Annotated in this window: 13 protein-coding genes; all 13 read right to left on the bottom strand. The window is 49.7% G+C overall.

What is annotated here, in order from left to right:
• Positions 1-2: 2 nt before the first annotated feature.
• Positions 3-800: an outer membrane lipoprotein carrier protein LolA gene (locus L5M40_RS17205; RefSeq protein ID WP_263176781.1), complete on the bottom strand. Its 798-nt coding sequence runs from the start codon at positions 798-800 to the stop codon at positions 3-5.
• Positions 797-1,231, bottom strand: coding sequence for an acyl-CoA thioesterase (locus tag L5M40_RS17200; RefSeq protein WP_263176780.1), 435 nt, complete (start codon positions 1,229-1,231; stop codon positions 797-799). Before L5M40_RS17200 ends, L5M40_RS17205 begins: the two co-directional genes overlap by 4 nt.
• Positions 1,228-2,802 (bottom strand): histidine ammonia-lyase, encoded by a 1,575-nt coding sequence (gene hutH, locus L5M40_RS17195; protein ID WP_263256962.1) that lies wholly within the window; start codon positions 2,800-2,802, stop codon positions 1,228-1,230. Before hutH ends, L5M40_RS17200 begins: the two co-directional genes overlap by 4 nt.
• The gene (locus L5M40_RS17190; protein WP_263207429.1) at positions 2,799-4,658 is read right to left on the bottom strand and encodes a glycosyltransferase family 2 protein; all 1,860 of its coding nucleotides are present in this window, start codon (positions 4,656-4,658) and stop codon (positions 2,799-2,801) included. Before L5M40_RS17190 ends, hutH begins: the two co-directional genes overlap by 4 nt.
• Positions 4,652-5,038, bottom strand: coding sequence for a thioester dehydrase (locus tag L5M40_RS17185; RefSeq protein WP_131524001.1), 387 nt, complete (start codon positions 5,036-5,038; stop codon positions 4,652-4,654). Before L5M40_RS17185 ends, L5M40_RS17190 begins: the two co-directional genes overlap by 7 nt.
• The gene (locus L5M40_RS17180) at positions 5,031-6,395 is read right to left on the bottom strand and encodes an AMP-binding protein (protein WP_263207431.1); all 1,365 of its coding nucleotides are present in this window, start codon (positions 6,393-6,395) and stop codon (positions 5,031-5,033) included. The genes L5M40_RS17185 and L5M40_RS17180 overlap by 8 nt, the downstream gene beginning before the upstream one ends.
• Positions 6,392-6,940: a hypothetical protein gene (locus tag L5M40_RS17175; RefSeq protein ID WP_263168721.1), complete on the bottom strand. Its 549-nt coding sequence runs from the start codon at positions 6,938-6,940 to the stop codon at positions 6,392-6,394. Before L5M40_RS17175 ends, L5M40_RS17180 begins: the two co-directional genes overlap by 4 nt.
• Positions 6,940-7,188 carry an acyl carrier protein gene (locus L5M40_RS17170; RefSeq protein WP_014609665.1) on the bottom strand — a complete coding sequence of 83 codons (249 nt, stop codon included), beginning with the start codon at positions 7,186-7,188 and terminating at the stop codon, positions 6,940-6,942. Before L5M40_RS17170 ends, L5M40_RS17175 begins: the two co-directional genes overlap by 1 nt.
• Before the next feature lie 9 nt (positions 7,189-7,197).
• Positions 7,198-7,452, bottom strand: coding sequence for a phosphopantetheine-binding protein (locus L5M40_RS17165; RefSeq protein WP_011787697.1), 255 nt, complete (start codon positions 7,450-7,452; stop codon positions 7,198-7,200).
• On the bottom strand, positions 7,436-8,311 hold the full coding sequence (locus tag L5M40_RS17160; RefSeq protein ID WP_173242769.1) for a lysophospholipid acyltransferase family protein: 876 nt from the start codon (positions 8,309-8,311) through the stop codon (positions 7,436-7,438). The genes L5M40_RS17165 and L5M40_RS17160 overlap by 17 nt, the downstream gene beginning before the upstream one ends.
• Complete coding sequence (locus L5M40_RS17155; protein ID WP_113941113.1) at positions 8,304-9,041, bottom strand: beta-ketoacyl synthase chain length factor; 738 nt, start codon at positions 9,039-9,041, stop codon at positions 8,304-8,306. The genes L5M40_RS17160 and L5M40_RS17155 overlap by 8 nt, the downstream gene beginning before the upstream one ends.
• Before the next feature lie 343 nt (positions 9,042-9,384).
• Complete coding sequence (locus L5M40_RS17150; RefSeq protein ID WP_173242771.1) at positions 9,385-10,281, bottom strand: DUF3014 domain-containing protein; 897 nt, start codon at positions 10,279-10,281, stop codon at positions 9,385-9,387.
• A 203-nt stretch (positions 10,282-10,484) separates the two neighbouring features.
• Entirely contained in the window at positions 10,485-12,560 is a 2,076-nt protein-coding gene (gene recG, locus L5M40_RS17145; protein WP_263176777.1) for an ATP-dependent DNA helicase RecG, read from the bottom strand.
• Positions 12,561-12,585 lie beyond the last annotated feature (25 nt).

Here is a 12,585-nt window from a genome sequence, read left to right as displayed (position 1 = left end):
GGTTAAGGTTTATTCGCCTCTATCGCCACAGCATACTGCGTCAATTCGGTTTCGCTGAGTTTACCTTGGGAAAGCGCATTAAAGTCGATGCGGGTCATATCCTGTGGGCTCACACTCGGCGCTGCGCTCAGCAGCACTAAGGATTGCAAGGTATCGCCACCCTCTAACACCATATTGGCGATGGCTTTTTTCATTAAGGGATCTTTGGGCGTTAGGCCTAATTGCCATTGGCCGTCTGTGTTCAAGCTTTCTGGGCTAAAGTTCTCTGGGCTTAACTTTTCTACGTTTAACTTGTCTGTGCTGAGAAAGTGCAGCTCGAAGTTCTCACTTAAACCGGAAATATCCCCTCCGAGCATAGCGCGCACTAGATTGGGTAATAAATCCCCCATAGCGGCGGCGCTCGCCGAGGCATCGGCCTTGCTGACTTGGACTCGACCTTGGCTATCGCGCTGAATAAGCTGCTTATCTTTTAAAATCAGCAGGGATTCGAAGGGCTTTATCTGCTGCCAAATCAGCCCTTGGGTCTGATCGAAGATAAACTGACCTTGGCTGATTAACGGCTTTTTGAGCACCTTTAACTGCCGAGATTGCACAAACTGACCTCTCACCGTTTCGCCCAAGTTAAGTTTTTGGCTTAAGGCGACAAGCTGCGCGGTATTCACAGTTTGGGTGAATAGTTGCTGGTAATTGTTGGCAGAAACTGCCGTTGTCGATGTGTCAGCCTTGCACTGTGCCGATATCCATACGCTGCAAAAACACAGGATAAGCATAAGCTTGATGTGTGTTAGCGCGGCGTTCATTGGTCTTCCACCTTAGCGAGCAGGGGGGCTATTTTGTCACGGAACACCTCTGGGGTAACAAAGCACAATTCTTGGGTGCTCATATCGACCGCTGCCTGAATGGTATAACCCTTAGTGATGCGCGCACCCGTTTCAACGTCGCGAATTTGATAATTGATCTTTAAGCGGTTTTCCCACTCGACTAACTCGGCGCGCACTGTGATTTTTTGCTCGAAGGTGCTGGCTTTGACGTATTTAATCTGCAAATCGATAATAGGCCACGCATAGTTAGATGCTTGCATTTGGCGGTAGTTGTAGCCCAGCTCATCGAGCAGTTTACAGCGTGCTATTTCGAAATAACGCAGGTAATTGCCATGCCAAGTGATCCCCATGGAATCCACATCGTGGAAGGGGATTTGCATTTCCATATCGATAGTGAGCAATGATTTCATCGGCACACTTCCCATTCGCCCGCTTGGATTTTAGCTATGGTTTGGCGCAGCACGGCTTCAAGCGGTCGGTCTTCAATTAAGGTCTCAAAATCACCGCGCACTTCAGCGAGTGTTTTCGCCAATGAAGGTGTGAGCGAGGCTTCGTCCAGTTCATTTTGGGCGATACGCAGGCCAATACCTTGGGTCATGGCAAGTAATGCAGCCGCCGCGACTTGTTCGGTCAATTGCAGCACGCGCATACAGTCGCGGGCGGCAATAGTGCCCATGCTCACCTTGTCTTGGTTGTGGCATTCGGTCGAGCGCGAGAACACGCTGGCTGGCATAGTGTGCTTGAGCGCTTCTGCTGTCCACGCCGATACCCCAATTTGCACTGCTTTAAAGCCATGATTAATCGCGCGGCGCAGGCCGGTTGAGCCGGATAAGTTAGCGGGTAAGCCATTATTAAACTTAGGGTCCATTACCAGTGCCATTTGGCGATCGATAAGGTCTGCTAAGTTAGCCACAGTATTTTTCAGCGAATCCATCGCAAAGGCGATATGGCCGCCGTAAAAATGGCCACCGTGGAGAATATGCTCGCCTTCGCCGTCGACAATCGGGTTGTCGTTGGCGCTGTTGACTTCGGTTTCGATAAACTGACGCATAAACGGCAGCGCATCCTGCAACACGCCGATAATGTGCGGTGCGCAGCGGATGGAATATCTGTCCTGCAGCCTGTCCGAATTGCGCGGATGTTCGTGGTGATTTAAATCTTCCCGTATCCAAGTGGCGATTTGGTTTTGTCCCGGATGCGGTTTGGCGGCAAATAAGATTTCATCAAAATGGTTCGAGTTGCCTTTTAACGTTAACGAAGCCATAGCGGTAATGCGGCTACTTAAGCGGGCAAGATATTGGGCGCGATCGAAGGCTAAACAGGCCAAGGCCGTCATCACAGCCGTGCCGTTCATCAGGGCTAAGCCTTCTTTTGGACGCAGGACATGCGGGATAATGTTGAGCTTAGCGTACACAGCTTGAGTCGCTTGGCGCTCACCTTGGTAAATCACTTCGCGCTCGCCGACTAACACGGCGGCCAAATACGACAGCGGCGTTAAATCACCGCTGGCGCCGACCGAGCCTTCCTCTGGGATCACTGGCACTATGTTGAGATTGAGCAAAGTTTCGATGCGCTTTAATAGCTCATAGGTCACGCCAGATTTGCCAATGGCTAAGGAGTTTAAACGGCAAGCCATCACAGCGCGGGCCTGCATTATGCTTAAGGTCTCGCCTAAACCGCAGCCGTGGAAGCGGGTTAAATGCAGTGGCAATTCGTGGACCAGATCTAAGCTCACATTGACTGTGCAAGAGTCGCCATAACCAGTTGTTACACCATAAACCACGCCTTCTTCGTGCAGTAGACTATCGATAAAGCGCGCACCTTTTTGAATGTATTCTTGATAATCCGCATCATCACAGAGCTTGACTGGTGCGCCCTTGGCGACGGCAACCACTTGTTCTAAGGTAAGAAATTGACGGCCGAACTCAACAGTCTTTAAGTCTGATTGATTCTTTGAGTCGGCGGCTTGGGTGTGGCTCATGAATGACTAGTCCTGTCTGTCTTATGATCCTGCTCTGGGATCTGCGGTGATGTTGACTCTGCTGTTACAGCATCGGCTTGTACTGAATTGGCTGATACGCGTCCTAACTCGCTGTCTTTACGCCAAAAATCGAAGAAGTTAAACCATTGCAAAGGCTCGCGTCTGGCAAAGTATTCTAAACGTTCGCTGTAGCGATTTACCGCCTGCTGTAATCTGTCCATTCTGCCCGGCCTTGGGCCTTTAAGTGTTTCGGCGAAGTGCTCTAAATGCACCCGATAACGGCCCTGTTCCCGCAGGCAAAACATTAAAAACACAGGGCAATCGAGTAAGCCTGCCAAAATAAACGGCCCTTGGGGAAACGCTGCATCTTGCCCCATAAACGGCGCGTACATGACGCGACCTTGGGTATTCGGCGAGGTTCTATCGCCCGCGATCACCACCAGTTCACCGTCTTCTATTTTTTGCTGCAACAGCATAGACGTCGCGGGGTTAAGCTCGGTCACTTGAATAAGATTAAGCGTGCTATCAGGGTTTAACTGCTTAAGTACCTTATTGAAATTTTCAGCATGGCTAGTTAACACCATGACGTTTACTTTGACCTTGCGCTGGTGGATGGAAATGGCGCGGCAGAGTTCTAAATTGCCAAGGTGCGACACCAATAACACCGCGCCTTTACCGCTTTCGAGCTGGTCGGCCAGCACTTGGCGATCGGGGAAATCCACTTGGCTCAATTGGATGCGATCGCACCATGCATCGATTCTATCGAGAGCGGCATTGCCAAAGGCTAAAAAGTGATTCAAGCTATCGCGCCAGCCTATGGGCTGATTGAGCTTAGGATGTTGCGGCTCAAGCATTTGCACGCGGCGCAGGAAATCTAACGAGGCTTCGCGGGTGACTTTGCCCGTGAGAAAGAAATAACAAATCACAGGATACATAATGGCGCGGCACAACCAATGGCCGCCAATACGATAGCTCTCGGCTAACAGTTTGATGCCCCAGTAACTGCCGCGCTCCTTCATGCCCGACCAATGGGTGGCTGAAGTTGATGATGTTGCTGACGAGCAATGGGAGTTTTGCGCGGCTTGTTGCTGTGATTTACGCTTCAATAGCCAAGGCAGGCGTTTGAGCATGCCGAAAAACAACTTGGTATGCAGTTTAGTGATGCGCACATTGTCGGCCACACCTTGAAAGTGACTAACACCACCTTCGGGATAAATCACCTTAGTCGGCTGGAATAAAATTTCCACCCCTTGCCAGTAGAGTTTGACGAGGATTTCAATATCAAAATCCATTCGCTCCGTTAATGCTTGCTGGCACAGTAATCGCTCGGTGGCGGCGAGGGGATAAACGCGAAAGCCACACATAGAATCTTGAATATCAAAGCTTAAGGTTTCGACCCACACCCAAAAATGGGTGATATAACGGCCATAGAGCCTGCCCTTAGGCACGGATTCATCGTACTCGGGTTTGCCTGAAATCAGTGCATCGGGTTTAGCCTGCGCCCTTGCTACCATAGCTGGAATATCGGCTAGATTGTGTTGACCATCGGCATCGACCTGCAGTGCATGACTAAAGCCATCGCGGTAGGCTCGGCGTAGGCCCGTCATCACAGCAGCGCCTTTACCACGGTTGTAAGGATGCAGCAGCAAAGTCACCCAAGGATAGGTTTGGGCTAAGGATTGCAGTAGATAACGGGTTTCGTCATTGCTGCCATCATCAATCAAATAACAGGGCAGATTAAATTGGGCGAGTTCGGCCAAGGTCTGGGCAATTGCGGCACTGTGATTGTAATTGGGGATCACTAAGGCGAGCTTGATGGGCGCCGACTCAACTAAGTCGCTGGGAGGTGTTAGCACTGGCTCGCCCCATCGCTGCTGTTAACTGGCGAGATATCGAAGGCGATACGACCTGACGCGTAGCGGTTTTCACCATCGCTATAGGCGAAGGTGAGTTTCCCCTTAGCCGCATTGTTGCTAATGCTTAAGGTGACTTCTTGCCCCGGCAGTATGAGTTGCTGAAACTTAAGCACTTCTAAGTTGGCTACGGCTTCGTAATAGCCGAAATATTGGCAGCCTAAACGCACCGCCCAATCTAATTGCGTCACGCCTGGCAGTACGGCTTGTTCGGGAAAATGTCCCTTAAAAGATTCAAGGTCGGCCGCCACTAACAGACGTAATTCAATATTATCCATGCCGATATTGGAATGCAGGATCGGCGGTAAACTCGATTTAATCATGATCAAATAACTCGACTAACTGGGCAGTGACACGCTTACCCTGAGTGTTAAGCGGCAAAATATCGGGATAACGCCAGCGGCGTGGCAGGGTGACTCGCTCAAATTGCGTCAGTAAATGTGCTTTTAACGCATTGTTGATACTGAGTTTCCCCTGCTCTTGGTGCACGCTGCGGCCAAGTGCTGAGAGAGTTATCACAGCGCCCAGTTGGGATTTAAACTGCGGCAATACGACAAGTGCGGCTTGCTCAACATAGGCGTGGCTGCCTAGCAGCGTTTCCATTTGTGCCAGTGATAGACGTTTTTCCTCTATCTTAACGATGCGATCGAGTCGGCCCTTGAGTCTAAACTGGCCATTTTCGGTCGGTTCGATTTTATCTTCGCAGCGCAACCATTCATCGTCGGCTAAATAGGGTGATTTCAGCAGCAAGGCTCCGTCGCTAGGATCTTGATCTATCGATATTCTGTCAAACACTTGCCAAGGTTCATCGGCCTCATGCTGACGGCGATAGGCTATGCCGCCCGTTTCTGTGCTACCAAAAATCTCGATGGGCAAATGGCCATAGCATTGGCTGATCCCCTGAGCCGCCGCAAAACTTAAGGGCCCGCCAGAGCTAAACACTAAGCTGGGTGAGCGCAGTTGGCGCTCGTGCTCTAAGGCCTTAGGTAAACGCGATAACTGGGCAGGGCTACTGATCAAACACAAGTTTGGCAGTAAGGCAGTGTAATAGCTTAAGGTTTCTGGGTATTCAATCTGCTCACTTAAAAACGGCCGACTGGCGGCGAGTGGCCACAAAATCTTGAATAACAGGCCATAGATATGCTGGTGGGAAACCGTTGAAACCACACTGCAATGGGGTAAATGTTCGGCAAAGGTATGTTCGAGCACTGAGACTTCAACGTCTAATTGCTGAAGTGTTTTACGGATCGCCTTAGGTTCGCCACTGCTGCCGGAGGTAAATAGCACAAGTTCACCGATAGCCTCGCTCGCCGGCCAAGGCTTGCTCGGCAGGCTCAGCTCTTTTCTCAGTAGAATAAAGGCCTGACTTTCACACAATGGCTTGTCCGACAATATGCCTTCAAACTGGTGGGTTAACTCGCTCAGCGTGCCCGTTTGGGTATTGGCTGGTAAGATAATTTCCTTGCCGGCTAACAGCGCCGCGCATAAACCCACAGCAAACAGATCGCTGGTATCACTCGCGAGCAGCCATTTTTTCTCTGGCGCGGCCAGCAGTTGCTCGTAAAAATACGCCACCTGATTGGTAAATAATGCACCTGTGACTATGTCGTGGTGATTAAAGCTGATCAGTTGTTGGGCAAAGGGCCCTTGGGTTAACCAGTTTTTGAGTAGCTGTGTCATGTTTTCTTCAACCAAAAGCTGCGATATAACCATTCCCCACCGAGGAGCAGTCCCATGAGTACGTATGCAATCAAACCGTTATACAAGGTCCAGGTTGCTAAGCTAGTAAAGCCAGCGGTGTAAGCCGCCATAGTGCCATTGAAGATAAATAAGCCGCACCAAAGTAGCGTGACTTTTTTAAGATACCCAGTGGCTTCATCCGGTAAATCGGGTTCTTTCAAACGGGCTAAACGTTCGATCATGCTAGGGCCAGTGTGCAGTGAATAACTGAACAGCGCCAGCATAGTGAGATTTATCACTACTGGGTAATACAGCAGCCAATCACTGCGCTTGGCAAGATAACTGCCTGCCGTGAGCACAATCCCCACCAATAGTGGTAAAACTAATGTCTTAACCTTTTGCTTTTGTAGCATTAGCCGCATTATCAGCAATAAACACAGCACGAGCGCTATGGTGCCAGCAGGCAAGTAACTGAGCCCTAAATACACGGCAACGGGGTAGGCCAGCAAAGTTAGGGCGGTTAAGACCTGTAGCAAGGCTCGCATTAGGTTCTCACTAAACCTTCGATAGCATTAATCACATCGTTGATTGTGCGAACTGATTTAAATTCATCGGGTTGGATCTTTTTACCTGTCAGTTGCTGCAGCTTTATCACTAAGTCGACGGCATCAATACTGTCGAGATCGAGCTCTTCATACAGGTTGGCCTCAGGCGTAATCGCCTCGGCATCAATTTCGAACTCGTCCACTAAAATAGTGGTCAGCATAGCGAGGATTTGTTCACGATTTTGCATATTCCTCTCCTATGGACGCTGTGATTCGATAAAGCGAGCTAAGCTGGCAACACTGTGGAAATGAGCCTTAGTGGCATCCGAATTGGCTTCGATTTTGACATCAAATTTTTTCTTGATGGCTAAGCCGAGCTCGAGGGCGTCGATAGAATCTAAGCCTAAACCTTCGCCAAATAGCGGCGCATCGGTTTCAATATCATCAATGCTGACGTCTTCTAGATCGAGACAGTCGATGATTAACTGCTTTATTTCATTGTTTAAGTTCATAATTATTTTCGAGTTGTTGTTTATAGTAATGTTCAAGATCCCGCGTCAGCTGCCGGGCCATTTTTGCATGCTCACCTAAAGCCGCTTGGTATTTCTGGTAAGAAACGATTGTGCCGATTTCAACGGCCATTCCCATGGTTTGCCTTGGGATTTCATACCAAGGTTGCTCCTTTGTCAAACCACGCACATTGGTACGTAGCACCACAGGTAAAATATCCGCTTCGGCCCTTAAGGCGATATTGGCAGCGCCGCGGGCAAAGTGGTTAATGGTCGCACCGACCACCGTACGCGTGCCCTCGGGGAAGATTATTAAATTGGTGCCTCTTGCGAGCACTTCGCGGCAATCCTCTAGCATGAGTTCGGCGCCGCGATTGGGAATATAACCTGCGCAGGACACCACCCCCCGCAAAAATGGATTACGCCACAAAGCTTGTTTGACTATGCAGCCCGCATTGGGCATGAGACTTATCAATACCACCACATCGACTAAACTGGGGTGATTGGCTATGACGATAACGCCTCTGGCATCATGTAATTTTTGGGCATCGTGGCTGCTGACCTTAATCACACCTGCCCAAGTGAGCATGGCGACAAAGCCTTTGAACATTAAATGCACGGCCTTTTGTACCCGAATAATCCGCGCCTCTGGTGTGCCTGGCCAAAAACGCAGTAGTGGCAGAATGGTCAAGGAGCTTAATAAGCCGCCTAAGCCAAAGGCGATATAACAACTCACGCCACCTAGCCAACGTGGCACATAATTCAGCCCTTCGCGGCGAGTTTCCGGCAAGGTATAAGCGGCATTGAGCATTGAATCTTCATGGCCCTTAGCGGCGTCATGGCTGTGGGCTGCATCAAACATGCTCAAGTCTCCAATGCCATTGGGATAAGCAGCCTGAAATATTTTGCGCCGTTGCTAGGGCGTGGATAAATGCACCATAGGTCAGCGGATTTAAAGCTGTTGCCTTAGAAATACGGCTCACTGTGAGCTTGGCCGAAGCGGGTGTATCGAAGGGCGCGAGCTGTAGGCCTAGGGCCAAAGGTAATTCAAATTCTTGGGTAAACTCATCGTACACAGGAGGCACTGGATCATCACCGAAGACCAATAACAATGGTTCTGGCGATTGATGTAATTGGGCGAAGGCTTCGACCATAGCTTGGGACAGGGTTTCTGTGCCCGCCGCAACTGAGGTTGAAGGCGCTGTATTGGCCGCCACTATGCCAAAAATGCCGCTGGCGGTGTTGTGCACCGACTGACTAAAACCTAAGGGCGATAAGGGTTGTTTGGCGATAATGTCTTCGAGTAGGCCAATGGTGCGCTGCAACTCTCCATGGCGCGAGGCAAAAATAGAGCGACAATTTGCAGGCATTTCGCACTGAAAACTCACCTCTAACATCATCTTAGTCAAGCGACTAAAACGGCGGCGCTGCATGGCGGGAATTTGTTTGAGTGCGGGAGCGGTGGTATCCGACTGTGGTGGCGTATCGAGATTGAGCTCAGCCGAACTCTCGCACCAAGTTTGCCAACTTTGATGGTGCTGATATTGGGGGGCCCAAGCGCCCCAAGAGAGAATGCTGAATGTTAGTTGCACTACTTTGCCTCGACACTAAATTTAAGCTGTCTTAGTTATCCCTAACTAAGTTAGAACATTAATGGATTGTCATACCATAGTGAGGAGTATACGCGTTAGAAGAATGACGCTCGAAATGCCCTCTACAGCGTGGTCATTCTACACTATGCCCCTTCTTTTTATGAAGCCATTTGCATTGTGCGGGTTAACGGAATGGGATCAAGTGCTGTGATTTACAGCACTTATTCGACATTGAGTAACAAACATCGCAGTGGCTATCTGATTTCGCAGACGCTTTAACTTACAGGTTAAAATGAAAAAAGGCGCACTGAGCGTGAGCGCCTTTTGGCATGAGCTTGATAACCTATTGCGACAATTGATTCTCGATTTTACGCAGCGCTACTTTCAACTTGCGAGTATTTTCTGGACCCATACGGATCAACAGTTTTTGGGCACTGGGTAGTGCCTCTAAGTTAGGGTCAACGAATTGATAGTTAACGCTAATTGAATTCAGCTCAATCGGATCTTCAATAATAGGTGCTGCGAGTAACATTTTAATCGCTTGCAGCATTCTGTCGTTAAATTTGGCGTTGCTGTAGCCGAGTTCGGTAAAGGCTTCCTCTAGGAGCGGCGTCAGTTGCTTGTAAGTTGTGATTAAGCTCTGTTCGTCCATTTTGGCAATCGAGTCAACATAGGCGTCGTATCTGTGGAACCCCTCAGGATTTAAATACACTTTGTTGGTGATTTCTGAGACTGAGAACAGCTTCTCTGGTCCTTTAAGTGGGCTAACTTTACGGGTTAATTCACCCTGAGCTAGGTTATCCACGAATACCACAAATTGGCGGACGAGATCTTGCTGCACTAACGAAGAACTCAGCACATTGTTATTGATCATGGCGAGAGCTTTTTGTTGCACAAATGCATCACTTTCAGCCAGCACAGGCACAGGTTCTACGACAACTTCAGGCTCTGCCACTGCAGTGGTTTCAGTGCTATTAGTGTTCGTTTCTGTAACGGCAGGCGTCGTCTCAGTGGTTTCAGGCTCTGGCTCACTTTCGAGCGTCATAGGTTCAGATGGCGGTGTTTCAGGCAATACAATAGGGGCGTTAGGAATGAGTTTAGGTGAGTCAGAATCACCGCTGTAGTAATAATATCCTCCGGCAGAAAGTAGCACGACGAGCACTATCGCAAAAAGCGCAAAGCGATTGCTGCTAGAAGAAGTCTCTTGAGGTGTTATTCTATCATCTTGATTAACTTGCATTTTACATCCTTCGCTTGAGTGTCAAGGTAACTTGGTGAATACATGCAGCTAACATTAAAGTGCAAGAGCGGGCTATTTGAAGGCCGCAGGTTCATTTTGCAAGTTTCCATGCGCTTGTCTATAGCGCTTAGCTGAACATAAACAATTTATTTCGAGTAAAGGCAGATGTTACGCCTCGTTCTTTACCCTTTAATATTTACGGCCTAAGCCTGCACATAGTGCTGTCTGTGCCCGAGCCAACGTAAAATAATTGCATCGACTTTTTCGGGAGCTTGCGCCATTACATGGCTCGCTAATTTCTGAATGTGTGGGATCAAAGCTTGATCGCGCACCAGATCGGCAATTTTGAGCTCAGCCAGTCCCGTCTGCTTAGTGCCAAGCACTTCACCCGGGCCACGAATTTCTAAATCTTTCTGCGCTATGATGAAACCATCATTGCTTTGTCTGAGTACACTCAGTCTTTGGGTGGCGGTATGGCTCAACGGCGCCTTGTAGAGTAACACACAATGGCTTGCGATGGCGCCTCGACCGACTCGTCCGCGCAGTTGATGCAGCTGTGCTAGACCTAAACGTTCAGGGTTTTCAATGATCATCAGGCTGGCATTAGGCACGTCGACGCCCACTTCAATCACGGTTGTCGCTACCAGTAGATGAATAATGCCTGCCTTAAAGTCGGCCATGATTTGCTGTTTCTCGGCGCTCTTCAACCTGCCATGCACTAGGCCAATATTGAGCTCGGGCAGGGCGAGGCGCAGTTCTTCGGCTGTGTCTTCGGCGGCTTGGCATTCGAGCACTTCGGATTCTTCAATCAGAGTACACACCCAATAGGCCTGACGTTGGTCGCTGATGACGGCGTTACGCACCCGTTCAAGCACTTCGTTACGGCGTAAATCAGCAATCGCCACAGTGGTCACTGGAGTTCGCCCCGGCGGCAGTTCATCGATAATGGACGTGTCGAGATCTGCATAGGCCGTCATCGCCAGCGTGCGGGGAATAGGTGTGGCTGTCATGATCAATTGATGCGGGTGGAAACCTTGGTTCACGCCCTTTTCCCGCAGGCCTAAGCGTTGGTGTACGCCGAATCTGTGTTGCTCATCGATAATAATTAACGCGAGTTTGCTAAAGACTACATGCTGCTGGAAGATGGCATGGGTCCCAATTACCATCTGGGCTGCGCCAGATTCAATATCCGCAAGGGATTGGGTTCTGGCCTTGCCTTTAAGTTTTCCCGCCAGCCAACCTACCTTAAGTCCGAGTGGCTCAAACCAAGCGGCAAAGTTAGTTGCATGTTGCTCGGCCAATAACTCTGTCGGTGCCATCATGGCAACTTGATAACCGTTTTCAATCGCTTGTAATGCCGCCATCGCCGCGACTAAGGTTTTGCCCGAGCCAACATCCCCTTGCACTAAGCGCATCATAGGGTGCGGTTTTTCTAAATCTTTGCCTATATCAGCCACGACTCTTTGCTGGGCGCCAGTCGGTTTAAAGGGCAAAGCGGCGAGGAAAGGATTGAGCAACTGCCCCGTGGCCTGCATGGTGACAGCGGCATCTAAATTACTGCGCTGCCTTAGGCGTAACATGCTGAGATTGTGGGCGAGTAATTCTTCCTGCACGAGTCGTTGCTGGGCTGGGTGTTGACCTAGCTCTAAATCGAACTGAGAGATCCCCGCAGGAGGGCGATGTAGCGTCTGCAGCGCTTGTTTAAGGCTGATATTGTTAGGTTGCAACTGCGGTGGCAGCAGCTCAGTTAAACCGCCTTCTTCCAGTAACACTAAGGCTTGTTCCGTCAGCTTTATCCAGCTCGCCTGCTTTAAGCCCTCAGTCGTGGGATAAATCGGCGTTAGGGTATCACTCAGGTGAACATCTTCACCGGGATACACCACTTTATATTCTGGATGCACTATCTCAGCTTGATGACTACCACGGCGCACTTCACCATAGGCGCGGATCATCAAACCATTTTGCATGGCATTACGCTGAGCAACGGAAAAGTTAAAGAAGCGCAGGCTTAAGCTGCCCGTTTCGTCGCGCACATTGCAGACCAGCATGCGCTTGCGGCCTTGGATGATTTGTGTCGATTGGATTTCAGCTTCTATAGTGCCATAACCGCCTAGGCTGAGGGCTGCAATGGGATAGATTTGGGTTCTATCTTCGTAGCGCAGGGGTAAGTGAAACAGCAGATCTTGTACTGTTGTGATGCCGAGCTTTGCGAGTTTCTCCGCGACCTTTTTGGCGACGCCTTTGAGGTCGGTGATCGGAACAAGATCCAATTGCTGCAAGTCGTTAGCACTCAATCACTGTGAA

The sequence above is a fragment of the Shewanella sp. SM68 genome, assembly GCF_025653925.1.
In the GTDB taxonomy this organism is placed as follows: domain Bacteria; phylum Pseudomonadota; class Gammaproteobacteria; order Enterobacterales; family Shewanellaceae; genus Shewanella; species Shewanella oncorhynchi.
Note: the sequence above shows the minus strand (reverse complement) of the source record. Positions and strands in the feature narration are given on the sequence as shown.

What these genes read in the sequence shown, in the direction of transcription:
- L5M40_RS17205 (WP_263176781.1), bottom strand. Translation starts at nt 800, where the DNA reads ATGAACGCCGCGCTAACACACATCAAGCTTATGCTTATCCTGTGTTTT.
- L5M40_RS17200 (WP_263176780.1), bottom strand. Translation starts at nt 1,231, where the DNA reads ATGAAATCATTGCTCACTATCGATATGGAAATGCAAATCCCCTTCCAC.
- hutH (WP_263256962.1), bottom strand. Translation starts at nt 2,802, where the DNA reads ATGAGCCACACCCAAGCCGCCGACTCAAAGAATCAATCAGACTTAAAG.
- L5M40_RS17185 (WP_131524001.1), bottom strand. Translation starts at nt 5,038, where the DNA reads ATGATTAAATCGAGTTTACCGCCGATCCTGCATTCCAATATCGGCATG.
- L5M40_RS17180 (WP_263207431.1), bottom strand. Translation starts at nt 6,395, where the DNA reads ATGACACAGCTACTCAAAAACTGGTTAACCCAAGGGCCCTTTGCCCAA.
- L5M40_RS17175 (WP_263168721.1), bottom strand. Translation starts at nt 6,940, where the DNA reads ATGCGAGCCTTGCTACAGGTCTTAACCGCCCTAACTTTGCTGGCCTAC.
- L5M40_RS17170 (WP_014609665.1), bottom strand. Translation starts at nt 7,188, where the DNA reads ATGCAAAATCGTGAACAAATCCTCGCTATGCTGACCACTATTTTAGTG.
- L5M40_RS17165 (WP_011787697.1), bottom strand. Translation starts at nt 7,452, where the DNA reads ATGAACTTAAACAATGAAATAAAGCAGTTAATCATCGACTGTCTCGAT.
- L5M40_RS17160 (WP_173242769.1), bottom strand. Translation starts at nt 8,311, where the DNA reads ATGTTTGATGCAGCCCACAGCCATGACGCCGCTAAGGGCCATGAAGAT.
- L5M40_RS17150 (WP_173242771.1), bottom strand. Translation starts at nt 10,281, where the DNA reads ATGCAAGTTAATCAAGATGATAGAATAACACCTCAAGAGACTTCTTCT.